Genomic DNA, 24,975 nt, shown 5'->3' with positions numbered 1-24,975 from the left:
GAGCTGTTTAAGTGGGATCAGGTTAACCAGCGCAACTTAATTCACCCTTAATTATTTCAAGCGGTTGCGCAGTTTTTTCAATCCGTCACGCGCGGGGAATTTCATGCTGGAGGCTCACTTCAAAGGAGACTCGGCATGAAACGGTTAGTGAGTTGGATCTACGCCCCTGCATTCCTGCTGGGGTTTCTCGGTTACGGGCTTTGGCAGCCGGACAGCTTGATTCTGCTGTTCGTGATTGCGGTCGTGGTGTCATTCCTGGCAGAACAATGGTTGCCCTATGAACCGCAGTGGAATCGCAGTCTGGGCGATCGTCGGCGCGATACGTTGCATGCCCTGGTCAACGAAAGCCTGAACGCTGTGGGCTTGTTGATCCTGCCAGGGCTCACGGCGTTATTGGCGTTTGAGGGCATTTGGCCGCGTGGCTGGCCGTTGTGGGAGCAACTGCTGATGGCCATTGTGCTGGCCGATGCCGGCATCACCTTGATGCATTACGCCAGCCATCGCGTCCGGCCGCTGTGGCGACTGCATGCGGTGCATCACAGCGTGCAGCGGCTCTATGGTTTCAACGGGTTGATGAAGCATCCGTTGCACCAGGTGCTGGAAGCCACGGCCGGTTTGCTACCGTTGATCCTGCTGGGCATTCCCTTGGACGTGGCCCAGTTGCTGGCGTTGGCCATTGCCCTGCAATTGCTGCTGCAGCACTCCAATGTGGACATGCGCCTGGGGCCGTTGCGCTGGGTGTTCGCCTGGGCGCCGGTGCATCGCTTTCACCATATGAAATATGGCCGCGCCGGGGATGTGAATTTCGGTTTGTTCTTCAACCTGTGGGATTGGCTGCTGGGCACGGCGTATTACCGCGAACGCTATCGCATGGGGCCGGGGGATCTGGGGATTGGCAGTCGTCCGGACTTTCCGGTGGGCTATGGGGCGCAGTTGCGTGATCCCTTCAAGGCGGTTGGCTTGAGCAAGGAGCCGTCACTGCCGGACGATTTACGTTAACAGTTGAACATCCAGCTGACGCAATGAGGCGGCTGCCGTGACGCCAAACAGTTGCTTCATGGTCCGCGAAAAATGCGCCGAATCGGCAAACCCCGCACCGTGAGCCGCATCGGTCAGCGTGCCACCGGCAAGCGCCAGTTGCAGGGCGATGCGCAATCGTCGCCACAGCACCAAACGACGCACAGGTAAACCCAGTTGATGGGCGAACAGTCGCTCCAGTTGGCTCAATGACAGGTGCGCGGCCTGGGCCAGGACCTGGGCTGATACTTTGCCGTCGAGTTGTTGATCCAGTGCGGTGAGGGCGCGCTCCAGACGTGGATCATCCAGGCTGCGCCGAGGGAGTCGGCGCAATGCCTCCAGGGACAGGTCCTGGTGCAGCAAAGGGGCGAGATCAAACACGGCCGGTTCGGCGTACAGCACCGAGACCTCACCTTGAGTCTCAAGAATGGCGTGGGTTTGTCGCGACGGGATAAACAGGCGATGGGCCGTGGTGACCTGGCCATCGAGGCTGATCGTGATCGGTGAACCTTTGGAGGCCATCAACTGATGGGCGTAGTGCGCATGGGGCGCGGTGCGCCCCAGCTCGCCGAGGATCAGGCCGTAGTCACGGCCCAACCATAGGCGGCCTGACCATTCGGCCTTCACTCAGTACTTATAGTCGTGCAGCAGGTCCTGCACGCTGGAGGACGGCCAGCGCTTGTAGAACTTCAGCAGTTCGGCGGCGCGGTTGGTGAAGATGCCATCCACGCCGGCCTTCATCACTTTGTCGAAGTCCACCGGCTCGTCCACGGTGTAGACGTGCACCAGCAGGCCCTTGTCGTGGGTCAGCTTGTTCATTTCCGGTTTGACCAGGTCCGAATAGCTCTGGTCGCCGTGGTCTGTCAGCTCAGCCGAGGGACCGGTGCCGATGGCGCCGAGGCTCTTGGCTTCGTCGACCCACTTTTCGAACTCGGCCGCGTCTTTCGGCTCTTGCTTGGCGTAGTAGGCGGCCTTGGTGGTTTCGCCGGATTCAGCAAATGTCTGCTTGTTCTTCGGCTCGATGCTGCCTTCACCCACCCACAGCAACAGGATCTTCGGGGTGTTGGGCATTTCTTTCTGCAGCTCTTTCAGGCTCGCCACTTCGAAAGTTTGCAGCACCACGCGACCCTTGCCCTGGCCGACGCCGGTGTTGCTCTTGCCCAGCTTGGAGCCGGCGGAGCTCAGCCAGCCTTTGTCGAGCAGCTTGTTCTTGAGGTCAGCTTCGATGCCCGGGAATTGCTTGGGCTCCTTGGTTTCGATGTACAGGCCGGGTTTGTGCTGTGGGTTGCCTTCGGCGATCTTGATGATGTCGTCCAGGCTCTGGATTTTCAGGCCGACGAAACCTGGACGTGCGCGGTCCGGGTAGGCGGCGTTGAACCAGCTGCCGGCGTCGAGGGTTTGCAGTTCTTTCCAGGTGAACTCGTTGGCCGGGGCGTCCTTGCGATCAGGGAACTTGGTGGCCACGTCGGTGGTGCGCTGCAGGTTGTTGTCGTGCAGGGCGAACAGCACGCCGTCCTTGCTGCGCTGCAGGTCCATTTCCAGGTAGTCGGCACCCAGGTCGCGGGCGATCTTGTAGGCGGCAGCGGTGGACTCCGGTGCATCGTAGGACGCACCACGGTGGGCGATCACGGCCGGGTACGGAATGCCTTCATTGGTTGCCAATTCAGCCGGGCTGATCGGATCGGCAGCCTGCGCTTGGCCAAGGCCGAGCATCAGAGCGAGCAGCAGGGCGCTCTTGGTAAACGTGACAGGCATATGCGAAGTCCTTTCGTGGAGGTAGCTTTGAGAAGGCCTCCTTTTTAACAATTGATTGCGAAAGGCGCTATCACCAAACCGACATTAACGTGCGCAGGCTTCAATTTTCTCGGATTTTTTGCCTGGCATTGCAGTATTCTTGCCCGAAGCTGCCCCATTAGAGGGCGGTACTTTCCGCCACGCGTGTAAACCATCTTTCCAGTCCCTGTGGGACTTTTCAGTGAGGTTTACCATGCGCATCACCTCCGAGCTTATCTGCCAGGCCGCCGACCAACTCCACGGTTTTGTTGGCCTCAACCGCAAGACAGGCCAGTACATCGTGCGTTTCAGCGAAGACTCCTTCGGCATGGACGTGGCCGATGACGGCATCATTCCCACCGCCGAATTCGTCTGGCTACCGGCCCCGGAGCAGACCATGACGCTGTCCCGCGAGCGCATCCAGTTGCTGCTGGACCAGAACATCGACGAGCGCATCAACATCACCGAGCCGTTGCGGGTGTATATGCGCCGGGTGGAGATTGCGCAGATCAGTGCGTTGCGCAGTCTGGTGAGCTAGCTCGCTTCAAAACTGTAGGCCCGTTCGACTTTGCATACCCGGGTCTGGAAGGCCGAGTACCAAGTGGCGCGCCCCTGTTCGCGCACCGCCTGGTGCTCGGCCTGCTGCTTCCAGGCCAGGATGGCCGCTTCACTTTCCCAGTACGACACGGTGATGCCCAGGCCGTCTTCCCGTGCGGACTCCACGCCGATGAATCCCGGTTGTTCACGCGCCAGTTCCAGCATGCGGCTGGCCGCCTGGCCGTAGCCTTGATCGCCTTCGGTGCGCAGTGAGCTGAAGATCACCGCGTAATAGGGCGGCGAAGGTGTGCGGGCGATCATGCGGACACCGCCTGGCAAGCCTTGAGCAGGGCCATCGCCAAGGGCGGGGTAATACCTTGCAGCGCGGCGCGTTCGGGTTGGAAGAGGGTGGCGACGAAGAACGGGTGGTCGAGCAGTTCCACCGCGCGCAGGTCGCCGGTCGAATCATGGCCGCTGGGGATCAGGTCGCCTTCGAGCAAGGCATCGAGGAACTCGGGGTTCACGCCGTAACGGCAGCGATAACCTTCCTGCACATCCAGGGTGTCATAGGCCTCGGCGATCCGGGTGTAGGGCGCCAGGCGCACGCCGTCGGTGGCCTCCACCAGGGCACAGCTCAGTGGCGCGATCACGGCGCGCTTGGCCTGCGGCGCGAGTTCGCCATGCTCGGCATCCTTCCAGCCCAGGACATTGCGTGCGTATTCCAGCACGGCATGCTGAAAACCGCCGCACGTGCCGAGGAACGGTCGGCGTTGCTCGCGGGCAAACCGGATCGCCCGCATTGCGCCGTCAGTGTCGCGGTAAGGGCTGGCGGGGACGCACCAGAAACCGTCGAATTCATGCAGTGATTGGGGCAGGTTATCGGTGTCGAGCCACTGCACGTGAACCGCCAGGCCGAGGGTCTCGGCCGCCTGTTGCAGCGCCACGGGGATGGCCTGGTGGGCGATGACATCGGGGTTGTAATCGCCGATCAGGGCGAGGTGCAGAGGCGTGGTTTTCATCGTGTACATCCCATGGCTTGTGGTGTCCTGAGGCGCACTATAGATTGGCGTTCACGCAATCAATATTGGCGTTTTAGCACATGCTCAATGCGGTCACGCACTATTCAATTGACTACCCCGACTTATCGCTGATCCTCGCCCTGGTGCGCGGCGGCACACTCGCACGGGCGGCCGCGTTGTTGCGGGTGGACGTGTCCACGGTGTTCCGCGCGGTGCGGCGCCTGGAGGCGGCGCTGGGCCAGACGTTGTTCGAAAAAAGCCGCGCCGGCTACCTGCCCACCAGCCTGGCGAGCAACCTGGCGCAGCAGGCGGAACGCGCCGAGCAAGCGCTGGAGGCCGCGCGCATTGGTGTGGAGCAAGGTGGTGAGGTGATCAGCGGCACGGTGCGCCTGACCTGTACCGATTCTGTGCTGCAAGGCTTGCTGTTGCCGGCCCTGGCGCAATTCATGCCGCAGTACCCGGCGTTGATCCTGGAACTGAGTACATCGAATGACTTCGCCAACCTGAGCCGCCGCGACGCGGATATCGCGCTGCGCCTGACTCGCACGCCGCCGGAGCATCTAGTGGGCCGGCGCCTGAGCAATGTGGCGTATCGGGTGTGCGCCAGTCCGGGTTTCGCCCAACAACACGAAGGTCGCGAGCTGGCAGACTTGCCATGGATCGCCCCGGATGACTTCCTGCCCGACCACCCCACGGTAGCCTGGCGCCGCGAGCACCTGCCCGGCGTGCGTCCCAGCTATCGCTGCAACAGCATGTTGTCGGTGACCGAACTGGTGCGTGCAGGGTTGGGGGTGGCGGCGTTGCCGGACTTTCTAGTCGGGGACCGCCTGCAACCACTGGGCCCCGCATTGGCGGGGTACGACACGGCGTTATGGTTGCTCACGCGCCCCGATTGTCGGGCGCTGCGCTCGGTGGTGACACTGTTTGACGAGCTGGGGCGACACCTGCGGTTGCCTTAGGTTTTTCGCACAAAATGCTCGTGCATTTCGCTAGTCAGGCTTTCGATATGCTCTGTCAGTTGCTTGGTCATTTCCGTCAGTCGGGTGTTCTGCTCCAGCAGCTCCAGCAACTGTTTGGTGGTCTGCGCGGCCTGGGCCTGGCGCTCGGTGTTGGCAATCGCCAGCGCTTCGCGGTGCTGGGCGTCGGCGTCTGACTGCGCTTTGTCGCGAGCGGCCTGACGCGTCTGGGCCAGCAGGATCAGCGGCGCGGCATAGGCCGATTGCAGGCTGAAGGCCAGGTTGAGCAGGATAAACGGGTACACGTCGAAATGCGTGACGCCGGTCATGTTCAGCACCACCCACAAGACGACGATGGCGGTTTGCGCGCCGAGGAAGGTGGGCGTGCCGAAGAAACGGGCGAACGCTTCGGCCTTGAGGGCAAAGGTGTCATTGCCGAAGGTTGGCGCCAAGTGGGCATGGGGACGATGGAAGCGCAGGTGGTCGACGGCGGCGGTTTCGGTCTTTTCTGGGGTCATGGCGGGCTCGGATCGTTTGCTTGAAGACAAGCAAGCACTATAGACCGAGCCCCCAGCGCCCCGTATGAAGATCGGGTCAGTTGCCACCGCGCTCATTGGCGAATGCACTCACCGCCTGCACGGCCTCGCTGGTGCCTTCGCGGATCTGCAGGATTACCGTGCCGGCGCGGTTTGCCAGGTCGACCCCTTGCGCGGCGCGGTCGCGGGTGCCGTCCATACTGTGGATGGCCTGGCGGGTCTCCTCCTGAATCATCGCGATCATGCTGGAAATTTCCGCCGTTGAACCGCTGGTGCGGGCCGCCAATTGCCGTACTTCATCGGCCACCACGGCAAACCCGCGACCTTGCTCGCCGGCACGCGCCGCCTCGATGGCGGCGTTGAGGGCCAGCAGGTTGGTCTGGTCGGCGATGCCGCGAATGGTATTGACGATGGCGGTGATCTGCTGCGAGCGCTCGCCCAGCTTGGCGATCAGCTGTGAGGAGCCGTCGATGTCCGCCGCAATGTCGCGCATGCCACTGGCGGTTTGCTGGATCACTTCGGCGCCTTTTTCGGCGATGTCCCGGGTGTTCAGGGAGATGTGGTACGCCTGGGCCGCGCTGGCGGCGTCGGCGGTATGTTGTTGCACCATGGCGGTCACGTCCGAGGCGAACTTCACCACTTTGCACAGGCGTCCGCCGGCGTCGTACACCGGGTTGTAGTTCGCTTCGAGCCACACGGCCTGACCGTTCTTATCCACCCGTTCGAACTGGCCGCTGAACATTTCGCCCTGGTTCAGGCGCTTCCAGAAGTCGCTGTAGGTCGAGCTGCTGGCCACGGCCGCGCTGCAGAACATGCGGTGATGCTGGCCCTGGATCTGCGCCAGGGTGTAACCCATGCGCTGCAGGAAGTTGGCGTTGGCCGTGATAATGGTGCCGTCGAGGTTGAACTCGATCACTGCCATGGCGCGGCCGATGGCGGCCAGTTTGGCATTGGCTTCGCTTTCGGCCTGCAGGCGCGGCGTGACGTCCATGGCGTACTTCACCACTTTGATGACTTGACCTGCTTCGTCACGCACCGGGTTGTAGCTGGCCTCCAGCCAAACCGACTGGCCATCGCCCGCCACCCGTTCAAAGGTGCCGGACTGGAACTGGCCATTACGCAGGTTCGACCACAGCTGGTTGTACTCGGCGCTGCGGGCGAATGCGGGGGTGCAGAACATACGGTGGGACTGGCTCTCGATCTGCTCGGCGCGGTAGCCCATGGTCTGGAGGAAGTTGGCATTGGCTCGCAGCACAGTGCCAGACAGGTCGAATTCGATCACCGCCATGGAGCGCTCGATGGCATCCAGCAGGCTGGCCTGTTGGGCGACGGTGTGTTGCAGTGCGTTGATGGTTTTTTTATGGGCTTTAAATAGCATGTTCGGGGGCTCGGGCAAGCAAGCTTCTGGGTTTCCTTGGATATGCGCCTGCCCCCGTAAGGCATTCGCTATACGGTTGACTTGCTCATTGTCAGCTTCCTTGTACCGACAGCGGGGGTGGAACAACGGGTTCAGAGTGATCAGCCTGGCAAGAAGTTCGCCTCAGGGGCAGGACCTTTTTTGGGTAGCCGACAAATGGTGGCATTATGCTTTCTCTTGGCGTGCAGGCATGAGGACTCAGACGAGGACTCGTAGGACAACCTCAGGCGGAATGAGCGATCACTGCTTCGCTGATGTTGACCCGGTTACGCCCGGTGTCCTTGGCGGCATACAGCGCGCGATCCGCCGCATTCAGCCACATGGCGGCGTCGGTAAAGAAGGGCTGGAAATCAGCCAGGCCGATGCTCAGGCTCACGCGCAATTCAGGGATCTGCGGGTTGCGGTAATTGCTGAAGGTCTCGCGCATGCGTTCCATCACCTGTGCCGCCTCTTCCAGCGGAACTTGCGGAAGAATCACACAGAATTCATCGCCACCGTAACGCCCGGCCAGGTCGTTTTCACGCAAGTTGCGTCGCAACTCCAGGCTCAGTTGACGCAGGACCGCGTCGCCGACGATGTGGCCGTGGGTGTCGTTGATCTGCTTGAAGTGATCGATATCGATCAACGCGATGGTGGCATGGCTTTGCTGCTGTTGGCACTTATGAAATTTAAGGTGCAGCAAGTCTTTCCATGAGCCGTGGTTCAGCAGACCGGTGAGGCTGTCGGTTCGGCTGAGGGCGCTGAGTGCGCGTTTGTGTTCCGACAACTTAATCGCCAACTGATAGCAAACCGTGCCGATGGCCATGGGGTAGAGCGTCAGCATCGGCAGGCAGGTGTAGACCTGTGTGAGGCTGACGTTGGGGTTGAATTTGATGCCGAAAAACGCACAGGCGACCCCGACACCGGCCACTTGCGCCAGCAGCCCACGCAGGAACAGCCGCTTGCCGCCCGCCGCCACGTTGTTCATGGTCATCATGGAAAGGATGGTAACGGTTGTCAGTGGTGTGAACTGCGTGGCGGCGGCCCAGAACCCGCCGAACAATGAGTCGTACAGCAGATTGCGTTGCTCAGCCTGGTAGGGGAATTGCGAGCGCGCTGAGAGTTGGTAGGCCACATGTGCCCAGGCGAAACCGTTGAACAACAGGAATGCCCAGACCCACCCCGGCATTGCGAGCGGATAAAGAGCGCCTGTGACACTGATGCAGCCGATGCCCAAGCCGATAATCCTTGGCTTGTAGATACGTCTGGCAAATGAAAGCCCTTTGCCTCGTCTGTTTTCCATAAATTCCTGGAGCCGTTTTTTCTGCAGGTGCGGCAAAGTGCGTCAGCGGGTTGAACCGTTGATCGGATAATAATTGTGAATATTGTCAGTTATTCGCGTGGGAATAATCAGTGTCCTTCCAAGCCATTTGCTCAGGACAGCGTGCGAATACGTCAAAAACGACCTGGAATGTCGTTCACACAACAGGTTTTTACGGCTGCCGGGGCGACGTGACTTCGTAGCCGGCCAGGAACAGGTCGATAGCCGATTCGATCACACAGGCCTGACTGGCGGCGTCCAGGACTGGTTGGCCCAGGGTAATCTGCGGCCAGAATGCAAACGCCTTGAGCAGGCTCTGGATCTGGTGGGCGGCAAATGCCGGGTCGCTGCAATTGAGCCGGCCATCGTCCTGGGCGGCGCGTACCCATTGGGTAAAACCTTCTTCGCGCTTGCTCAGGCGGGTGACCATGTCTTGCGCGCGCTCCGGCGAATGGATGGTGGCGGCGATGGCGACCCGGGCCAGGTCGAGGAAATTGGCATCCGCCATCATCTTCATCTTCGCTTCCAGCAAGCCGCGCAATTGTTCGCGCAGCGGGCGGTCGCTGGCGTAGCTGACGTCGAGCTGCGCAACGCTGCTGGCCCAGAGTTGATGGAGAATTTCGGCGAACAACTCTTCTTTGCTGGGGAAGTGGTTGTACACCGTGCGCTTGGAAACGCCGGCGGTGGCGGCGATCTTGTCCATGCTGGTCACCTCGAAACCGTTTTCGCGAAATTCAGCGATGGCCGCGGCCACGATGGCTTCGCGTTTACGGTCGGTAAGGCGTTGAGGGGCAGTCATGGAGGGCGCTCGGTTCGTCAAGGAAAGTTACACTCTGTAGTTTACTTGCTGTGTATTTTGTTGCAATCTTGAAACTACACTGTGCAGTGTAATTCAAGAGCGGTCTGTAGGAGTCACCTGTAAATGGCCACGATTTCGTCCCGCGTTGATTCTTCGCCGGCAGCGCCCAAGCAAGACCAAGGGCACTTCAGCAACGATGCACCCGTGCAGCAGGGTGGCTTCGGCAAGACCTTGCGTATTTTTTGGAACATGCTGTTCAACAAGCCGCGCACCACGCGGCCGGTAGGACAGATTCCGGTGCAGCCGCTGACCCGCGAGCAGTTGCTGGCGGCGCCGGATCACAGCGTATTCCGTCTCGGGCATTCCACCGTTTTACTGAAAATGCGCGGCAAATTCTGGGTGACCGACCCGGTGTTCGCCGAGCGTGCGTCGCCGTTCAGTTGGGCCGGCCCCAAGCGTTTCCACCAACCGCCCATCAGTCTTGAAGAGCTGCCGCCGTTAGAAGCGGTGATTCTTTCCCACAACCATTACGACCACCTGGACCGCAAGGCTGTCGTCCAATTGGCCGATAAGACCCGCTACTTTCTCGCGCCGCTGGGCGTCGGGGATATTCTGGTGAAATGGGGCGTGGACGCCAGCAAAGTGCGGCAACTGGATTGGTGGCAGGGCACCGAAGTGGATGGCATCCGGTTTGTCGCCACACCAGCGCAGCATTTTTCCGGGCGGGGCCTGTTTGATGCCAACCAGACCTTGTGGTGTTCCTGGGTGATGCTCGATGGTGCTCGACGGATTTTTTTCAGCGGCGATACCGGTTACTTCGACGGTTTTAAACGTATCGGCGAACAGTACGGCCCGTTTGACCTGACGCTGATGGAAACGGGTGCTTACAACGTCGATTGGCCGCACGTGCACATGCAACCTGAGCAAACCCTGCAAGCGCATATCGACCTCAAAGGCCGCTGGTTGCTGCCGATTCACAACGGCACCTTCGACTTGGCGTTCCATGCATGGCATGAACCGTTCGACCGCATTATGGCCCTGGCCTGGGAGCGTAACGTGTTTATCACCACACCGCAGATGGGGCAGGCGTTCAGCTTGCACCAGCCTGACCGAGGGTATGCGTGGTGGCTGGAGGTAGAAACCCAAGGTGCAGAGGAGCGCCTCGCCAACTGAAGTAAGAGGCGTCGGAAAAAGGAGTTTTCAAGCTGTTTCAGAGCTGCGACAGACGCCAGCCAAGGGTGCGATGATCCCCGGAAAGTCATTTCTCGGGGGCGGATTTTATGGACGGTAAATGTCAGAAATATTGGCATGCAGGTATGACTTGCCCGACGGGCCAACCTGCTCCTGTTCTCGCTGAACGTTCAGGCCTGGCGACGATAGCCAACAATCATGCGAGCCCTAAAGGGATCGATTTCGGCGTCGAGCCCCTGGCTCGTGAAAACCCTGGGCGAAGCGTCCCCGTTCCAGGATATGACGTTCCGAGTCTTCCCCTGAAACCCTTGCGGGACCCATCGCTTTCATTGATTGCGTTGAGTGGAGTCGATCCTTCCGGGCCGGTGATGGTTGAAGTCCCCCTAGTAGAAAACAACACGGCCTTCACGGCGGATCACGCGCTGGGCGGCAGGCGCGTGGGGTTTGCCGAGCGGTTTGTAGATGACCACGAACATGAGCGGATCGAGCACAACTCATCCTTCCTGAGAGCCTTGGACATATTGCGTCGATCCGGAGCTGAGTTGATACCGGTGGCTGCCCACCGGGCCAATCACACCCTTCACACCCGCAACGAAATCGATGAGCTGGTGCGTGCATTCCGACTGGATGCCCTGGTATCCGACAGCCGCAGCAGCGCCTTCCACAGCGCGTGCTGGAGTGGCTACCCAGGGTTTGGCACGCCGCTCGAGGGTGGCGCGACGCTGTGGTTCTACGGTGCACGATGGGCGAAGGATTGGCTGCCGGCTTTGGTGCAGGGGTATCAAAACGGACGCCGACTGATGGACCGGCAGGACGAGCCACCCGCAGCGCTGAACTATCCCACACGGTGAGTCGCCCGCGTCGCGCAGCCAATGAGGAGTGGAGTTTTTAGACTGGCCACGGATCAACATTGGTCCTTCTTCATCTCTTACTCCTCAAGAGGTCTTATGTTAGGCATCGCATCTGTAGGGATCGCATATGGCATGGGCTCCATGGTCCGGCAAGTCGTACAGTCCTTCGCTGGAGGCTACTTACCCGTTGCTTCAAAACCCTTGCCCGCCGGTACTGAGTACCTCAGTGTCAACGAGCTAAGCAGGCAAATGGCCCTCCCGGGCGGGCTTACTTCGGCCGATCTGGTCACTCATCTGCAGGAGCGGATTCGCAGGCTGGATCCGCAACTGAGCGCTGTCATTGAGCTCAACCCCAAGGCGCTTGAAACCGCACGTGAGCTGGACCGTGAACGGGCCAGCGGCAACGTGCGCGGGCCGCTGCATGGCATTCCCATCTTGCTCAAGGACACGATCGAAACCGAAGGTATGCAAACCAGTGCAGGCGCGTTTGGGTTGGTCGGTGCAACGGCCGGTAAGAACGCCCCGTTGGTGGACTACCTGATCAAGCAGGGCGCAGTGATCCTCGGTAAAACCAATATGACTGAAATGGCTGGGTTCCGTGGGGGGGCCGATGGCTGGAGTAGTCGAGGCGGGCAAACCCGTAACCCTCATCAAGCGGATGCCGACGTGGGAGGTTCCAGTTCCGGTTCCGCCGCAGCGGTTGCTGCTGGCTTCGCGCCTTTGGCGGTGGGTGCGGAAACCAATGGCTCGATCATTGTGCCGGCAGCACGCAACGGTATTGTCGGGTTCAAGCCTACTGTCGGGCTGCTGGACCGTAACGGGATTATTCCGGCGAGCCATCACCAGGACACACCGGGGCCGATGACGCGTTCGGTGTTTGATGCTGCGTTGATGCTCAATGCCATGTCAGGCAGTGATCCTAAGGACCCGGCAAGTGTAGGAGCGCCCCAAGGTATCGATTACACGCAGTTGCTGGTACCGGGGGCCTTGAAAGGCAAGCGTATCGGCTACCCTGCCACGTTCTCCAAAGATGGCGAAACCCTGTCAGTGGAGAACAGCCCGCAGTTCAATCGGACACTGGACGTGCTTCGCGAGCAAGGCGCGGTGTTGGTGCCGGTCAACCTGCGCCTGGCCGATACCTCACGCTACGACGAACTGTTGCTCTCGGATGTGAAGGAAGAGCTGAACACCTACCTGGGCAAGCGCTCGGGGTTGCCGGTCAGGTCGCTGACTGAACTGATCCGGTTCAACGATTTACGTGACGGCAGTGAGACGGATCATCAAGCTGTGCTAAAGGAGATCGGCGCCTCAACGCTGACGCCAGAGGAACGCAAGCCACTGTGGGACGCGCTGATCCAGGATTTCAGAAGCACGATCGATGGCCCGATCAAGGCAGAAAACCTGGACGCGATGGTGTCGGATTTCGACACCAACAGTTACTTCGGTGTCGCAGCGGCCGGCTATCCGGGAATTGCCGTACCGTCTGGCGTCGATGAGGAGGGCCTACCCACCAGTGCCCACTTCTTCGGTACCCAATGGGCCGAACCCATCTTGCTGGCAGTGGCCCATGGGTATGAGCAGGCAGCTCAGGTAGCGGTTAAACCGGAACTTTGACGCCGTAACGTGCCGCTGGGGAGCGATGTGACAGGTTGGGCCCCAGGGCCAGGCGTGCTGTTTCATAGGCATCCCAGTCCAGGCGGTCGGGCAATGAGGGGATTGTCACCTTCTCACCCTGGGCAAGGCCTGCCAGCGCGGCATCCACCAGATTTTCCGTGGTCATGACGATGGTGTCGGGGAGGTTGTTCACTGGTAGTCCCGCGACATTCCAGAACTCGGTGGCGGTGGCGCCAGGCAGCACCACTTGAACACTGACACCTTTGTCGCTCAGTTCATGGTCGAGGGATTCGCTGAACGCCTGCACAAAGGCCTTGGTGCCGCTGTACACACCATTCAACAACTTAGGCGCGAGCGCGACTATTGAGCCGATGTTGATCAGGGTGCCACGACCCTGGGCAACGAAATTGGTCGCGGCAGCTTTTGCCAGGCGAGTGAGCGCGAGGACATTGAGCAAGATCATGGCGTCCATCTTGTCCGCGTCCGAGGCCAGCAGTGACGCCGTTGCACCGACGCCGGCGTTGTTCACCAGCAGGCTGATGCGGCTGTCTTCAAGCAGAATCTGTTCAATGCGCGACAGGTCGGCAGGCAAGTTGAGGTCGGCCGCCACTGTCTGGATGTCCCGTTGGGTCTCGGCTTTCAGTCGGGCCGCGAGTTGGTCCAGTCGTTGCTGGTTGCGTGCCACCAGAATCAGGTCGTAACCCTGGTTAGCCAGGCGGTCGGCATACACAGCGCCAATCCCGGACGAAGCGCCAGTGATCAGGGCGAAACCTTTGGATTGAGTCATTGCAGTTGCTCCAGAAGGGCCGGGGAAGGGCGGCCTTGTTGGAACCAAGATTATGGGTGTAATGTATTGGCTGCAATGTCGTATATCCCTCCTTTTGGGACGTGAGGTCTCGCCATGGTATCTATTGGTATTCTGCTGTTTCCCGGGTTCCAGATGCTCAGCCTGGGCACCAGTACCGTGTTCGAATTTGCCAACTTTGAGTTGGACCAGCCGTTTTATCGCGTGGACCTGTTATCGGAACACGGTGGGCCAATCAAAAGCTCCATGGGCTTCGCCATCGATACCGTGCCCTTCGGCCAACAGCACTACGACACATTGCTGGTGGTGGGAGACAACGAATTGCTGAAAGCCACGCCCGGGATGCTGACCTACTTGCAGCAAGCCATGTTTACCTCGCGTCGCGTGACATCGGCCTGCACCGGCTCCTTTTATCTGGCCGCCGCGGGGTTGCTGGAGGGCCGCAAAGCGACGACCCATTGGTACCATGCCCACACGTTTCGCCAGGCCTACCCGAATGTACGGCTGGAGGAAGACCGGATCTTCACCGTCGATGGTCCGCTCTGGACCTCCGCCGGCCTGACCGCCGCCCTCGACCTGGCCCTGGCACTGGTTGAGCATGACCTGGGTGTTGAGGTTGCACGCGCAGTGGCGCGTAAATTGGTGGTCTACCATCGCCGCGCAGGTGGCCAGTCGCAATTCTCCGCACTGCTGGAAATCGCCCCCAAATCCGACCGCGTGCAAACCGCATTGGTCTACGCCCGACAACACTTGCAGGCCGATCTCTCAGTGGAGCAGTTGGCTGAAGTCGCCCACTTGAGCCCACGCCAATTCAGCCGATTGTTCCGTGCCGAAACCGGCCAGTCACCCGCCAAGGCTATCGAGCGGTTGCGCATCGAGGCAGCCCGCCTGTTGCTTGAGTCTGGCGATCACTCCATCGATATCATCGCCCGCGAGACCGGCTTCGGCGACCCGGAGCGCATGCGCCGCGCCTTCCTAAGGGCCTTTGGCCAACCGCCGCAAATGATGCGTCGGGCGCTGCAACTGCAGGCTTGAAGCTCTATGTACCGCTAGGTTCAAGTGGTGCCGACGTTGCCCCTATCAAGCGAGAGAGGATGCCTTGCGCCACAGGCTCCGGTTCTTCGGTGTCGAACCGGCGCACACTCATCCCCCATCCCGGCGCAAACCCTGGGAAGAACACCAACCCTTCAGCTTCCAACCGAAACGCCAAGGCCAGGCGGGTTTCATCACCCACGTCATATTGGTTTTCAAACTGTTGAACCGCCTCAACCGCCACTCCGGCCTGGTGAGCCAGGTCTTCCCGGCTCCAGCCCAAGATCGCGCGGGCCTGCACGCTGTGCTTGGCGGTGAATTGATGCAGGACGATCTGCTGTTCTACGAAAGAGCTCATTGCCAGAGAGGACATGGGTTTTCTCCAGGTTCGACGGGGGAGGGCAAACTATACTGTGTTTTTGTACAGTTGTTTTGACCGCTCATCAACTGGATTCTCGAACATCCTCTATTCCACCCCTGGCGCCTCCCGAATGATCAGGTGGTCGAGGTTCTCGATGTTCGCGCTGAATACCCCAAACGTCTGCTCGGGATTCCTTTTGCTCGGCACCTGTTGCAGCTTCGGCGTCACCCCGTAGAAGAAGCAGTACAACGCTCGCTCACTGTCTACTGCTGCCTTGATCTGCTCTAAAAACGCTTTGCGCTTGCGATAGTTCTCTATGAGCTTTTTGCTCAGGTAGACGTTGACCGAGTAGGGCTTCTTGTCGAGCCACACTTTCTTTTCGAAATCGATGCGAAAGCTACTGGTGTAGTCTTTGATTTCTTTGATCTTGCCCCAGTAGATCAGGCCCTTGTTGTCTTGCAGGTATTCGATCTTCTTGAAAAACGTCCAGTAGCTCGCGGTGTGGTCACCGATCTTCAACGGCATGGACTTGAGCTTGTCCTTGTCGTCGATGTTGGACACGAAACATTCCACCGGGTGGGCGAACACGCTGGTTTTGTCTGGAGTGCTGTCGTTGGGGCTATGGGATACAGAGCTCCGGTTTGAAGGCACTTTCAGTGGATCGTATGGGACGTTTCCCTCTTTACTCACAACTGGTGTCTTGCGTTCGTACTGACGAGGGGTGAGGACAAACTCCGATGGGAAATTGTCCTCACGCTCGTCGTCATTTTCATCTGTCGCGGTTTTATGGCTACTGGTGTAACGACAACCCTCTATATGCCGGGTGCTGGTCTTGTTCTTGAAATGCGGCGTGCGCAGGTAATTGACGTTTTTGGCGTTGAAGGTGCTCAGTGCGTTGCTGGTATCAAACGCCGCACGACATTCATCATTAGGGCAGAGGAAGCTGTCCTTGTCTGAGTCGAAGTCGGTTGTTTCGTCGAAATTCAGGTCTCGTACGTCGTAGATCGACAACTTGTCATCGAGACTCAGGCTGTAGGCCGTGTCGAATTTCATCGGGCTCGGGTCCGTGAGAAGTTTCGCTATTAATAGCGGGATCCAGCGCAAATATCAGCAAGAACCTGCAACCCTTCGCCCGCTCAAGAAACACAGCGTTCCACCGACCGCAGTCAGTGCCCCCAATGCATAGAACATGCTGGCCGGCGCCGCATTGATCAGCAGATAGCCGCAAATCACCGGGCTCATCGCCCCTCCAAACGCGGCCAGGTTCTGCGCGCCGTAGTAACTGCCGCGCAGTGCATCCGGCGCGATGGTGTCGATAAACAGGAACTCGGAGGGGTAGATGATCATCTCGCCGAGGGTGAATACGAACATCGCCAGGCACCAGGTGAGCAGGCTGTCCGCGAGGCTGAAACCGATCAGTCCGGCAATGAACAGCAGCGTGCCGAGCACAATCCAGTAGCGCAGTTGTTCACGCTTCAGAAAGCGGCCGATCTGGTACTGCATCAGAATTACGGTAATGGCATTGCACGCCAGCACCGCAGACAGAATCTTCAGCGCCTCCGCGGGCTTGTAGGCCACCAGCAAGAACTGCGACAGATACAGGGTGTAGCGCCCATGGACAATGGTGCTCAGCAAGCTGCCGCTGGTGAACAGGATGAGTGTGCGGTCGCTGCGCAACGTGCGCAGGGTGGTGAGAAAACTCAAGGGCTTGTTGCTGTCATCCCGTTGGGTGGGCGGGATGCCGATCATCAGGAACAGGCTGCCAAAGGCGATCGCACTGGCAATCAGGAACGGTGCCAGTTGCATGTGGCCGGCGATCACCACGCCGACCATCGGGCCCGTGGCGTAGCCGACGTTGGTCAGGGTGTAGCGCAGGGAAAACACCTTGGCACGGTCACCCACCGGCAGGTTCTCGCTGATGATGGCTTTTGAGCCAATCAGGAACAGCGCCGACGCCGCTTCGGTGATGACCAGGGTCAGGGTGGTGAGGTAGAGGTTGCTGGCAAAAGTCAGCAACAGAAAACCGATGGAGCTGGAGAGCATGGCCAGGATCAGCAGCTTGCGCTTTTCCAGGCGGTCGATGATGTAGCCGCCGTACAGGCCCAGCAAGGTCGCGATAAAGACGGCAATGCCCATCAGCAGGCCGATGTCCTGCTGGTTCAGGCCAAGGCGGGTACTCAGCAACAGGGCCAGCAACGGGCTGGTCATGGCGCGGCTGACCACGATGGTCACCGAGCAGATCATCAGGCGGCGGATTACCAGGGAGTAGGTGGCCACGGTGGGGCAGATGTCCTTATTCGATCAAGTGCACACATTCCGTGTAGGAGCCGGCTTGCCGGCGATGGCGTCCGTAAGCTCGCTATCGGCGGCAAGCCGGCTCCTACAAGGTTGTGGGTTACTGGCCGGCGTTGATGGAGATTTTTTCTACGGCGCCTTGCTCCAGGTCCCACTTTTTCAGGATCTTGCCGTAGGTGCCGTCATCAATCATGCCCTGCAACGCTTCACTGATCGCCGTGACCAATTCCGTGTTGCTCTTCTCAATCCCAAGCCCCGTGAATTGCTTGGAAATCGCCAGGCCCACCGGCTTGTACTTGCCCTTGTCCAGCGACATCAAGTAGGGAATGGTCTCGCTGCCCTGCATCGCGGCATCCAGGCGATTCTGCTGCAACTGCGCCCGCGCATCCGCCGAACCTTCGGTGCCGATCACCACGATCGCCGGCTTACCCGCCGCCTCGCAGTTTTCCTTGCTCCATGCGGCAATTTCCGACGGCCAGGTGGTACGGCGGCTGGTGCCGACTTTTTTACCGCACAGGTCAGTCAATTCCTTGAGGTCTTCACGCTTGGCCAGTGTGTAGAGCTGCGGGCCGCTGGTGAAGTAGTCGATGAAGGTCACGGCCTTCTGGCGTTCGGCGGTGTCGGTCATGCCCGATAGCACGATGTCCACGCGCTTGGTGGTCAAGCCGCTGAGCATCTGCTCGAAGCCGGTCTCCTGCCATTTGATCTTCACGCCCAGGCGCTCGGCCAGGGCGTTGCCCAGGTCAAAGTCCAGGCCGGTGATCTTGTTGGTGGCCGGGTCCTTGAAATCCATCGGCGGATAGTTCGGCACGATGGCCGCGCTGATCTCGCCCTTGTCCTTGATTGCCGCCGGCAATGCCGCGAAAACAGCGGAGGAGGCCATCAGGCCTGCAAGCAACGTTGGGATAAACAATTTTTTCATGGGGGCGTTCTCGTTTGTTTTTTAGTTAAGTGCGAACGGCAGAAATAAAGCTTTGGGTACGCGGGTTTTGTGGGCTTATTAGAATTTCTTCCGGGCTGCCGGCTTCCACAATCTGGCCGGCATCCATAAACACCATGCGGTTGGAGACTTCACGGGCAAAGCCCAACTCATGGGTGACCACGATCATGGTCATGCCGGTGGTGGCCAGGTCGCGCATCACCGACAGCACTTCGCCTACCAGCTCAGGGTCGAGGGCTGACGTGGGTTCGTCAAACAGCATCAATTTGGGTCGCATCGCCAACGCACGGGCAATCGCTACCCGCTGTTGCTGGCCGCCGGACAACTCCACCGGGTAGGCATTGCGCTTGTCCGCCAGGCCGACGCGGGCCAGCAGTTCCAACGCATCTTCGATAGCTTCCTTGGGCGAGCGCTTGAGCACCTGGCAGGGGCCTTCGATGATGTTCTGCAACACGGTCATGTGCGGGAACAAATTGAAGCGCTGGAACACCATGCCGGTGGCCAGGCGCTGGCGGGCGATCTGCGATTCGTTCATCTCATGCAGCTTGTTGCCGACGACGCGGTAACCCACCAGTTCGCCGTCGACCCACAGCCCGCCCTTGTCGATTTTTTCCAGTTGGTTGACGCAACGCAGCAGGGTGCTTTTACCAGACCCCGACGGGCCGATGATGCACATGACTTCGCCTTGCTCGACCTCGATATTGATGTCGCGCAGCGCGTGATACTGGTCGTAATACTTGTTCAGGTTGACGGCCTTGACGATGCTTCTCATGGGGCAAATCTCCTCAACCCAGACTTACGAACGCTTGCCGGCGCCGCGGGCAAAACGACGCTCGAGGCGGCTTTGACCAAATGAAAGAACAGTCACCACCGCCAGGTACCAGATGCCGGCCACGATCAGCAGCTCCATGACCCGCGCGTTGGCGTAGTAAATGTTTTGCGCGTTGTGCAGCAGCTCCGAGTACTGGATCACACTGGCCAGGCTGGTCATTTTCACCATGCTGATGAACTCGTTGCCTACAGGCGGAATGATCACTCGCATCGCCTGCGGGAGAATGATCCTACGCAACGCCTGCAGGCTCGGCATGCCGATGGACTTGGCGGCTTCATACTGGCCGGTATCGACCGACAACAGGCCGGCGCGCACCACCTCGGCGGTGTAGGCGCCCTGGTTGATGCTCAAACCGAGCAGGGCGGCCACGAACGGCGTCATCAGGTCGACGGTGTCGATGCTGAACAGGCCTGGAATCGCGATCACTGGGAAAATCAACGCCAGGTTGAACCAGAGCAGCAGTTGCAAAATCAGCGGCGTGCCGCGAAACAGCCAGGTGTAGGTGATGGCCACATAACGCAGGATCGGGTTGGCCGACATGCGCATGATCGCCGTGATCACCCCGATCACCACGCCCAGCACCATCGCCAGGATCGACATGACGATGGTGTTCACCAAGCCCCAGAGGATGGCCTCAGACGTGAGGAACTGCCCGATGTAGGACCATTCGATCTGGCCGTTGGCAAACGCACGCAACAGCGCGGCCAACACGATCACGATCAAGGTGGCAAAAAACATCCGCCCGTAATAACGACGCGGCACGTGTTCGTACTGCGTGATATCGAACTGGTTCTCGGACAACTTGCGCTCGGCTTCCAAGCGCTCTGCCGGGGTTTGGTTCATGGTGAATCTCCAAAACTTACAACGCTCTAACTACTGTACGCGGTCCAAATGTGGGAGCTGGCTTGCCTGCGAAGACGCCAGCCCGAACACCGCAGATTTAAATCCGGAACCCCTGATAACTCTCTGCCCACTGCTGTTGAGCCGCTAATGCGGACTTCAACCGCCCAATCTGCTCCCGAACCCGCTCCGGCGCCGTCCCACCCCACCCACTGCGCGCCGCAATCGCCGCTTCCAGTGTCAGGCAGTCGCGCACTTCGGGTGTGAGCCGAGCATCCACCTCCGCCAACATCGCCGGCGAGGCTTCCCACAACTCAATCTCATGCTTCTCACACGCCTGTACCAGCGCGCCGGTGATCTCATGGGCCTCTTTGAACGGCACACCACGGGTCGCCAACCAATCCGCCACCTCGGTCGCCAAGGTAAAGCCCATCGGCGCCTGACGCCGCAGCTCTTCCACTTGCACCTTCATGGTCGCAACCATTCCCGCCATCGCCGGCAACACCAGCAGCAACGTATCCACACTGTCCAACACGCTGTGCTTGTCTTCACTCAAATCACGGTTGTACGACAGCGGCAGCGACTTGAGCGTCGACATCAACCCGGTCAGGTTGCCAATCAAGCGCCCAGCCTTGCCCCGCGCCAATTCGGCAATGTCCGGGTTCTTTTTCTGCGGCATGATCGAACTGCCAGTGGCGTAGGCGTCATCCAGCACCACCCAGCGAAATTGCCGCGACGACCACAGGCAAAACTCCTCGGACAGACGCGAAATATTCACCCCGAGCATGCCCGCCACAAACAGAAACTCCGCCACATGGTCACGGCTGGCGACGGCGTCGATGGAGTTTTCGCACGGCCCGGTGTAGCCCATTTCCTTGGCCGAATGCTCCGGCTGGCGCGCAATCGCAGAACCCGCCATCGCGGCAGCGCCCAAAGGCGACAAGGCCGTGCGCGCATCCCAATCCACCAGACGTTGCACATCCCTCAACATCGACTGCGCGTGAGCCAGCAAGTGGTGAGCGAACACAATCGGTTGCGCCTGCTGCAAATGGGTAAAGCCGGGGCAGATGCTCTCGATATGCTGCTCGGCCTGCTCCACCAACGCCTGCTGCAAACCCAGCACCTCGGTGGTGATGGTGCGCGCGTGGTCCCGTAGGAAAAGCCGCAGGTCATTGGCTGTCTGATCGTTGCGAGAACGCCCGGCGCGCAACTTACCGCCCAAGGCGCCAAGGCGCTCGGTCAATACGCGCTCGATGAAGGTGTGTACGTCCTCATCATCCAGGGTCGGATGCAGGTTACCGGCGGCGAAATCCGCACTGATCTCGTCCAGCGCGGCCAGGGTGCATAAGGTTTCCGACTCATCCAGCAACCCGGCGCGCTGCAACTCACGGGCATGGGCACGGGAGCCGGCCAGGTCGTAGGGCGTCAGGCGGAAATAGCGCTCAGGGCAACGCGACAACGCGGCCAATGCAGCAGACGGGCCGGTCTTGAAACGAGCGCCCCAAAGGCGGTCGGTGGGCTGGGACATGGGTATTCCTCACGCTTGTTTTTAGAAGAGTCGGAGGCAGTAAAAATAAGGTTTCAACTAGACTGAATCAGCGTCTGACGCGCCGTATTCAAGGTTGCCAAGGGCGGATGTTTATGTTCATTATCGCCGCCTGGCTATGTTCAAGGACTGGGTTGAAGCCTGTTGAATATGGCACTTGAGGTCAACGCGTATTATGGAAACTCCACTTTCCACTTCTGGAAACCTGCCGCCAAAACCCGGCACAAGACCGCCCCTGCAGTTGAGCGGGCTGGACTTCAAATTGCTGCGCGTGTTCATGGCCGTGGTCGAAGCGGGCGGCTTCAGTGCCGCGCAAAACGAGCTGAACGTGGGGCTCGCGGCCATCAGCAAACAAATCTCCGACCTCGAGATTCGCATCGGCATGCGCCTGTGCACACGGGGCAGGGAAGGGTTCGGGCTGACCGAAGAAGGCAAGTTGGTGTATCAGGCATCCATCGAGTTATTTACCTCGGTGGACAGTTTTCGCGACAAGCTTAGTTCGGCGCAAAATGAGCTTATTGGCGACCTTAGTGTGGGCGTTATTGATAACACCGTATCCGATGTTAATTCCCCGCTAATTGCCGCGTTGGGGAAATTACATAGCGAATCGCCAAAGATTAGATTGCGCCTACACGCCTCGCAACTGGACGAAGTTGAGCGCGGCGTGGTGGAGGGACGCTTGATCGTAGGCATCGTGCCGGTGTACCAGCGCCGCGAAGAATTCGATTATTTTCCGCTGTATGAAGAAAAGGCCCACGCCTACTGTGCCGTAGGACACCCACTCTTCGACGCGAACGACATCACGCCCGAGGTCTTGCGCCAATACGAAGGGGTGAACCATCGGTATGCGATCCACCGCGACAAGGCCAACTTCGTCAACTATGACAGCCGGTCCGCGTCGGCCTCACAAGTCGAAGCCGTCGCGATCCTGATCCTTACTGGCCGTTTCCTCGGCTTCTTGCCCGAACACTACGCTATGCCCTTGGTAAGAGAAGGGCGCCTGCGCGCACTGTGCCCGGAGCACGTTCACCTGAGCACCGCCTTCAACCTCATCCTGCGCCACAACGCCCCGCGCAGCCCGATGGTAAAAGCCTTCGCCACAGCCCTGGGCGTAGACCTCAAAGCCTCTGTCTGATCAACCTGTGGTGAGCGGGCTTGCCCGCGCTGGGCTGCGCAGCAGTCCCAATAAAAACGCCGCATGCTGTCAGACAGAATGCGGCGTTTGGTTTTAGGGCCGCTACGCGCCCCAGCGCGGGGCAAGCCCGCTCACTACAATGGTCAGCGCAGCACTTTCGCCCGCTTCTTCTTCGCATGAAAATGCCGAAAATGCGCATCCTGCGCCGCCGCCAACAACTCCCGATCCCCACGCGTATCGCCCCAGGCCCGCAGCCGATATTCGCCCAAATCCCCATACACCGCTTCAAGCCGCAGCACCTTGTTCTCACAACGGCAATTGTTCCCGGTGAGCTTACCGGTCAATACCCCGTCGACCACCTCCAGCTCAGTCCCAATCAACTTGATCCCGAGCCGATTCGCAAACGGCTGCAACACCAACGCCGGCGACGCCGAACACAGCGTGACCTCCGCACCGGAGCCCAACTCCTGCTCCACCGAAAGCACCCCCGCCGGGCGCATCAACCGTGCCCAGTTGCGCTGGCAATACTCCTCGGCCTTCTGCTGCACCCACGTCTTCTGCACCCCAGTCATAAAGGTGCGGATCAACTGCGCCTTCAACTCATCCCGGCTGATCTGCCGCACCAGAAAGCGCAGCCCCGGCACCGCCAGCTTGACCATCCGGCCATAGAACTCACCGGGGCCAAAGGCAAACTTGAGGAAGGGCACGAAACTGTCGTGGTGGGTCAGGGTGCCGTCGAAGTCAAAGACGGAAAGTACTTTGGCGTCAGCGGGGCCGGCTTCGAGCATGTCTGGGTTCACGGGTTGGCCTCGGTCCTATCTACTATTTTTTGAGTGTGCATCAGGTGTGACAGCGGGAGTTTACTCCCGTGCCAATCTTCCGACTTTGGCGTAAAGCCCTTCGGTGAAGGCATCCCGGTCACTCGACCGGTGACAACGCTGATGGCAATTGGGGCACAAGGCTACAGCATTGGTGATGCGATCCGAACCCTTCCGGGCGAGGTGGTCAGCTTGATGTGCTTCAAGAAGTGGCCATTCACCGGGCATAAAAAAGCCCTGAACGTGTCAGGGCTTAATGGGGTTGATGGGCTTAGGCATCAATCCCAGCTCAGCGCGCCGCCAGTCTGGTACTCGATCACACGGGTTTCGAAGAAGTTCTTCTCTTTCTTCAAGTCCATGATTTCGCTCATCCACGGGAACGGGTTAGTCGTCCCCGGATACTCTTCTTTCAGACCAATCTGCGACAGACGACGGTTGGCGATGAACTTGAGGTAGTCCTCCATCATCGCCGCGTTCATGCCCAGCACACCGCGTGGCATGGTGTCGCGCGCGTATTCGATCTCCAGCTGAGTCCCTTGCAGGATCATCTGGGTCGCTTCTTCCTTCATCTCGGCATCCCACAGGTGTGGGTTTTCGATTTTGATCTGGTTGATCACGTCGATACCGAAGTTCAGGTGCATCGACTCGTCACGCAGGATGTACTGGAACTGCTCGGCCACGCCGGTCATTTTGTTGCGACGGCCCATGGACAGGATCTGGGTGAAGCCGCAATAGAAGAAGATGCCTTCCAGCACGCAGTAGTAGGCGACCAGGTTGCGCAGCAGCTCTTTGTCGGTCTCGACGGTGCCGGTTTCGAACTTCGGATCGGAGATCGAACGGGTGTACTTCAGGCCCCAGGCGGCTTTCTTAGCGACCGATGGGATCTCGTGGTACATGTTGAAGATCTCGCCTTCATCCATGGCCAACGATTCGATGCAGTATTGGTAGGCGTGGGTGTGGATCGCTTCTTCGAAGGCCTGGCGCAGGATGTACTGGCGGCACTCCGGGTTGGTGATCAGGCGGTACACGGCCAGCACCAGGTTATTGGCGACCAGGGAGTCGGCGGTGGAGAAGAAGCCCAGGTTGCGCATGACGATGCGACGCTCGTCGTCGGTCAGGCCTTCAGGGTTTTTCCACAGCGCGATGTCGGCGGTCATGTTGACCTCTTGCGGCATCCAGTGGTTGGCGCAGCCGTCGAGGTACTTCTGCCAGGCCCAGTCGTACTTGAAGGGTACGAGCTGGTTGAGGTCGGCGCGGCAGTTGATCATGCGCTTTTCGTCAACGGCGACACGGGCGGCGGAGCCTTCCAGCTCGGCGAGGCCTTCGGCGACGTCGAGTTTGTCGAGGGCGGCCTTGGCGCG

At 59.6% G+C, this 24,975-nt stretch carries 25 protein-coding genes and 3 pseudogenes; 8 read left to right on the top strand and 20 right to left on the bottom strand.

Going from position 1 to position 24,975, the window contains the following annotated elements; translation table 11 throughout:
* Window positions 1-135 precede the first annotated feature (135 nt).
* Window positions 136-999 carry a sterol desaturase family protein gene (locus U367_RS0115170; protein WP_028617647.1) on the top strand — a complete coding sequence of 288 codons (864 nt, stop codon included), beginning with the start codon at window positions 136-138 and terminating at the stop codon, window positions 997-999.
* On the opposite strand, the gene U367_RS0115165 is transcribed toward U367_RS0115170, so the two are convergent.
* Window positions 991-1,644, bottom strand: coding sequence for a helix-turn-helix domain-containing protein (locus U367_RS0115165; RefSeq protein WP_028617646.1), 654 nt, complete (start codon window positions 1,642-1,644; stop codon window positions 991-993). The two genes, U367_RS0115170 and U367_RS0115165, sit on opposite strands and share 9 nt — an antisense overlap.
* Window positions 1,645-2,772: a glycerophosphodiester phosphodiesterase family protein gene (locus tag U367_RS0115160; RefSeq protein ID WP_028617645.1), complete on the bottom strand. Its 1,128-nt coding sequence runs from the start codon at window positions 2,770-2,772 to the stop codon at window positions 1,645-1,647.
* Window positions 2,773-3,004: 232 nt separating this feature from the next.
* Between U367_RS0115160 and U367_RS0115155 the strand changes: the two genes are divergently transcribed.
* Window positions 3,005-3,328 carry a DUF2025 family protein gene (locus tag U367_RS0115155; protein WP_028617644.1) on the top strand — a complete coding sequence of 108 codons (324 nt, stop codon included), beginning with the start codon at window positions 3,005-3,007 and terminating at the stop codon, window positions 3,326-3,328.
* Here U367_RS0115155 and U367_RS0115150 read toward each other — a convergent pair.
* Window positions 3,325-3,648, bottom strand: coding sequence for an antibiotic biosynthesis monooxygenase family protein (locus U367_RS0115150; protein WP_028617643.1), 324 nt, complete (start codon window positions 3,646-3,648; stop codon window positions 3,325-3,327). The two genes, U367_RS0115155 and U367_RS0115150, sit on opposite strands and share 4 nt — an antisense overlap.
* On the bottom strand, window positions 3,645-4,346 hold the full coding sequence (locus tag U367_RS0115145) for a CTP synthase C-terminal region-related (seleno)protein (protein WP_028617642.1): 702 nt from the start codon (window positions 4,344-4,346) through the stop codon (window positions 3,645-3,647). Before U367_RS0115145 ends, U367_RS0115150 begins: the two co-directional genes overlap by 4 nt.
* An 80-nt stretch (window positions 4,347-4,426) precedes the next feature.
* Between U367_RS0115145 and U367_RS0115140 the strand changes: the two genes are divergently transcribed.
* Window positions 4,427-5,305: a LysR family transcriptional regulator gene (locus tag U367_RS0115140; RefSeq protein ID WP_028617641.1), complete on the top strand. Its 879-nt coding sequence runs from the start codon at window positions 4,427-4,429 to the stop codon at window positions 5,303-5,305.
* On the opposite strand, the gene U367_RS0115135 is transcribed toward U367_RS0115140, so the two are convergent.
* From U367_RS0115135 to U367_RS0115120, 5 genes and pseudogenes are all read right to left on the bottom strand, one after another.
* A complete protein-coding gene (locus U367_RS0115135; protein WP_028617640.1) occupies window positions 5,302-5,820 on the bottom strand; it encodes a DUF1003 domain-containing protein in 519 nt (172 codons plus the stop codon). The two genes, U367_RS0115140 and U367_RS0115135, sit on opposite strands and share 4 nt — an antisense overlap.
* 76 nt (window positions 5,821-5,896) lie before the next feature.
* Window positions 5,897-6,331 (bottom strand): annotated as a pseudogene (locus U367_RS1000000132725) (methyl-accepting chemotaxis protein); the annotation flags it as partial.
* A gap of 117 nt (window positions 6,332-6,448) precedes the next feature.
* Window positions 6,449-7,216 (bottom strand): annotated as a pseudogene (locus tag U367_RS1000000132720) (PAS domain-containing protein); the annotation flags it as partial.
* A gap of 262 nt (window positions 7,217-7,478) precedes the next feature.
* Window positions 7,479-8,537, bottom strand: a complete 1,059-nt coding sequence (locus U367_RS0115125; RefSeq protein WP_028617638.1) for a diguanylate cyclase — start codon at window positions 8,535-8,537, stop codon at window positions 7,479-7,481.
* Window positions 8,538-8,727: 190 nt separating this feature from the next.
* On the bottom strand, window positions 8,728-9,354 hold the full coding sequence (locus tag U367_RS0115120; protein ID WP_028617637.1) for a TetR/AcrR family transcriptional regulator: 627 nt from the start codon (window positions 9,352-9,354) through the stop codon (window positions 8,728-8,730).
* A 123-nt stretch (window positions 9,355-9,477) separates the two neighbouring features.
* On the opposite strand from U367_RS0115120, the gene U367_RS0115115 reads away from it, so the two are divergent.
* From U367_RS0115115 to U367_RS0115105, 3 genes are all read left to right on the top strand, one after another.
* A complete protein-coding gene (locus tag U367_RS0115115; protein WP_028617636.1) occupies window positions 9,478-10,527 on the top strand; it encodes an MBL fold metallo-hydrolase in 1,050 nt (349 codons plus the stop codon).
* A 356-nt stretch (window positions 10,528-10,883) separates the two neighbouring features.
* Complete coding sequence (locus tag U367_RS0115110; protein ID WP_236319855.1) at window positions 10,884-11,396, top strand: hypothetical protein; 513 nt, start codon at window positions 10,884-10,886, stop codon at window positions 11,394-11,396.
* Between the two features lie 249 nt (window positions 11,397-11,645).
* Window positions 11,646-13,010 (top strand): amidase family protein, encoded by a 1,365-nt coding sequence (locus U367_RS0115105; protein WP_084651064.1) that lies wholly within the window; start codon window positions 11,646-11,648, stop codon window positions 13,008-13,010.
* Here U367_RS0115105 and U367_RS0115100 read toward each other — a convergent pair.
* The gene (locus U367_RS0115100; RefSeq protein ID WP_028617633.1) at window positions 12,994-13,797 is read right to left on the bottom strand and encodes an SDR family NAD(P)-dependent oxidoreductase; all 804 of its coding nucleotides are present in this window, start codon (window positions 13,795-13,797) and stop codon (window positions 12,994-12,996) included. The genes U367_RS0115105 and U367_RS0115100 overlap by 17 nt on opposite strands.
* Window positions 13,798-13,911: 114 nt before the next feature.
* On the opposite strand from U367_RS0115100, the gene U367_RS0115095 reads away from it, so the two are divergent.
* Window positions 13,912-14,850 (top strand): GlxA family transcriptional regulator, encoded by a 939-nt coding sequence (locus tag U367_RS0115095; protein WP_028617632.1) that lies wholly within the window; start codon window positions 13,912-13,914, stop codon window positions 14,848-14,850.
* Window positions 14,851-14,854: 4 nt separating this feature from the next.
* Here the strand turns inward: U367_RS0115095 and U367_RS0115090 are convergent, their stop codons facing one another.
* The 7 genes from U367_RS0115090 to argH form a co-directional block, all read right to left on the bottom strand.
* Complete coding sequence (locus U367_RS0115090) at window positions 14,855-15,220, bottom strand: helix-turn-helix domain-containing protein (RefSeq protein ID WP_028617631.1); 366 nt, start codon at window positions 15,218-15,220, stop codon at window positions 14,855-14,857.
* 93 nt (window positions 15,221-15,313) lie between these two features.
* A complete protein-coding gene (locus tag U367_RS0115085) occupies window positions 15,314-16,261 on the bottom strand; it encodes a hypothetical protein (RefSeq protein ID WP_028617630.1) in 948 nt (315 codons plus the stop codon).
* A gap of 54 nt (window positions 16,262-16,315) precedes the next feature.
* Complete coding sequence (locus U367_RS0115080; RefSeq protein ID WP_028617629.1) at window positions 16,316-17,485, bottom strand: MFS transporter; 1,170 nt, start codon at window positions 17,483-17,485, stop codon at window positions 16,316-16,318.
* A 118-nt stretch (window positions 17,486-17,603) separates the two neighbouring features.
* The gene (locus U367_RS0115075; RefSeq protein WP_028617628.1) at window positions 17,604-18,425 is read right to left on the bottom strand and encodes an ABC transporter substrate-binding protein; all 822 of its coding nucleotides are present in this window, start codon (window positions 18,423-18,425) and stop codon (window positions 17,604-17,606) included.
* A 25-nt stretch (window positions 18,426-18,450) separates the two neighbouring features.
* Window positions 18,451-19,215, bottom strand: coding sequence for an amino acid ABC transporter ATP-binding protein (locus U367_RS0115070; protein ID WP_010208290.1), 765 nt, complete (start codon window positions 19,213-19,215; stop codon window positions 18,451-18,453).
* A gap of 24 nt (window positions 19,216-19,239) precedes the next feature.
* Window positions 19,240-20,118: an amino acid ABC transporter permease gene (locus U367_RS0115065; RefSeq protein WP_028617627.1), complete on the bottom strand. Its 879-nt coding sequence runs from the start codon at window positions 20,116-20,118 to the stop codon at window positions 19,240-19,242.
* Window positions 20,119-20,215: 97 nt separating this feature from the next.
* On the bottom strand, window positions 20,216-21,643 hold the full coding sequence (gene argH / locus U367_RS0115060) for an argininosuccinate lyase (RefSeq protein WP_028617626.1): 1,428 nt from the start codon (window positions 21,641-21,643) through the stop codon (window positions 20,216-20,218).
* Between the two features lie 193 nt (window positions 21,644-21,836).
* On the opposite strand from argH, the gene U367_RS0115055 reads away from it, so the two are divergent.
* Window positions 21,837-22,796, top strand: coding sequence for a LysR family transcriptional regulator (locus tag U367_RS0115055; protein WP_028617625.1), 960 nt, complete (start codon window positions 21,837-21,839; stop codon window positions 22,794-22,796).
* Between the two features lie 143 nt (window positions 22,797-22,939).
* Here U367_RS0115055 and U367_RS0115050 read toward each other — a convergent pair whose 3' ends face one another.
* From U367_RS0115050 to U367_RS0115045, 3 genes and pseudogenes are all read right to left on the bottom strand, one after another.
* Complete coding sequence (locus U367_RS0115050; protein ID WP_032864314.1) at window positions 22,940-23,584, bottom strand: HAD-IB family hydrolase; 645 nt, start codon at window positions 23,582-23,584, stop codon at window positions 22,940-22,942.
* 72 nt (window positions 23,585-23,656) lie between these two features.
* Window positions 23,657-23,827: pseudogene (locus U367_RS1000000130960) on the bottom strand (HNH endonuclease); the annotation flags it as partial.
* A 65-nt stretch (window positions 23,828-23,892) separates the two neighbouring features.
* Window positions 23,893-24,975, bottom strand: a 1,083-nt coding sequence (locus U367_RS0115045) for a ribonucleotide-diphosphate reductase subunit beta (protein ID WP_028615974.1), incomplete at its 5' end; no start/stop codon positions are given.

The sequence above is a fragment of the Pseudomonas canadensis genome, from assembly GCF_000503215.1.
In the GTDB taxonomy this organism is placed as follows: Bacteria; Pseudomonadota; Gammaproteobacteria; order Pseudomonadales; family Pseudomonadaceae; genus Aquipseudomonas; species Aquipseudomonas canadensis.
This window is presented reverse-complemented; position numbering and strand designations above follow the sequence as displayed.

Bases quoted from the DNA above. Each gene is read 5' to 3' on its own strand.
- U367_RS0115170 (WP_028617647.1), top strand. From the start codon at position 136: ATGAAACGGTTAGTGAGTTGGATCTACGCCCCTGCATTCCTGCTGGGG.
- U367_RS0115160 (WP_028617645.1), bottom strand. From the start codon at position 2,772: ATGCCTGTCACGTTTACCAAGAGCGCCCTGCTGCTCGCTCTGATGCTC.
- U367_RS0115155 (WP_028617644.1), top strand. From the start codon at position 3,005: ATGCGCATCACCTCCGAGCTTATCTGCCAGGCCGCCGACCAACTCCAC.
- U367_RS0115150 (WP_028617643.1), bottom strand. From the start codon at position 3,648: ATGATCGCCCGCACACCTTCGCCGCCCTATTACGCGGTGATCTTCAGC.
- U367_RS0115145 (WP_028617642.1), bottom strand. From the start codon at position 4,346: ATGAAAACCACGCCTCTGCACCTCGCCCTGATCGGCGATTACAACCCC.
- U367_RS0115140 (WP_028617641.1), top strand. From the start codon at position 4,427: ATGCTCAATGCGGTCACGCACTATTCAATTGACTACCCCGACTTATCG.
- U367_RS0115135 (WP_028617640.1), bottom strand. From the start codon at position 5,820: ATGACCCCAGAAAAGACCGAAACCGCCGCCGTCGACCACCTGCGCTTC.
- U367_RS0115125 (WP_028617638.1), bottom strand. From the start codon at position 8,537: ATGGAAAACAGACGAGGCAAAGGGCTTTCATTTGCCAGACGTATCTAC.
- U367_RS0115120 (WP_028617637.1), bottom strand. From the start codon at position 9,354: ATGACTGCCCCTCAACGCCTTACCGACCGTAAACGCGAAGCCATCGTG.
- U367_RS0115115 (WP_028617636.1), top strand. From the start codon at position 9,478: ATGGCCACGATTTCGTCCCGCGTTGATTCTTCGCCGGCAGCGCCCAAG.
- U367_RS0115105 (WP_084651064.1), top strand. From the start codon at position 11,646: ATGGCCCTCCCGGGCGGGCTTACTTCGGCCGATCTGGTCACTCATCTG.
- U367_RS0115100 (WP_028617633.1), bottom strand. From the start codon at position 13,797: ATGACTCAATCCAAAGGTTTCGCCCTGATCACTGGCGCTTCGTCCGGG.
- U367_RS0115095 (WP_028617632.1), top strand. From the start codon at position 13,912: ATGGTATCTATTGGTATTCTGCTGTTTCCCGGGTTCCAGATGCTCAGC.
- U367_RS0115090 (WP_028617631.1), bottom strand. From the start codon at position 15,220: ATGTCCTCTCTGGCAATGAGCTCTTTCGTAGAACAGCAGATCGTCCTG.
- U367_RS0115085 (WP_028617630.1), bottom strand. From the start codon at position 16,261: ATGAAATTCGACACGGCCTACAGCCTGAGTCTCGATGACAAGTTGTCG.
- U367_RS0115075 (WP_028617628.1), bottom strand. From the start codon at position 18,425: ATGAAAAAATTGTTTATCCCAACGTTGCTTGCAGGCCTGATGGCCTCC.
- U367_RS0115070 (WP_010208290.1), bottom strand. From the start codon at position 19,215: ATGAGAAGCATCGTCAAGGCCGTCAACCTGAACAAGTATTACGACCAG.
- U367_RS0115065 (WP_028617627.1), bottom strand. From the start codon at position 20,118: ATGAACCAAACCCCGGCAGAGCGCTTGGAAGCCGAGCGCAAGTTGTCC.
- argH (WP_028617626.1), bottom strand. From the start codon at position 21,643: ATGTCCCAGCCCACCGACCGCCTTTGGGGCGCTCGTTTCAAGACCGGC.
- U367_RS0115055 (WP_028617625.1), top strand. From the start codon at position 21,837: ATGGAAACTCCACTTTCCACTTCTGGAAACCTGCCGCCAAAACCCGGC.
- U367_RS0115050 (WP_032864314.1), bottom strand. From the start codon at position 23,584: ATGCTCGAAGCCGGCCCCGCTGACGCCAAAGTACTTTCCGTCTTTGAC.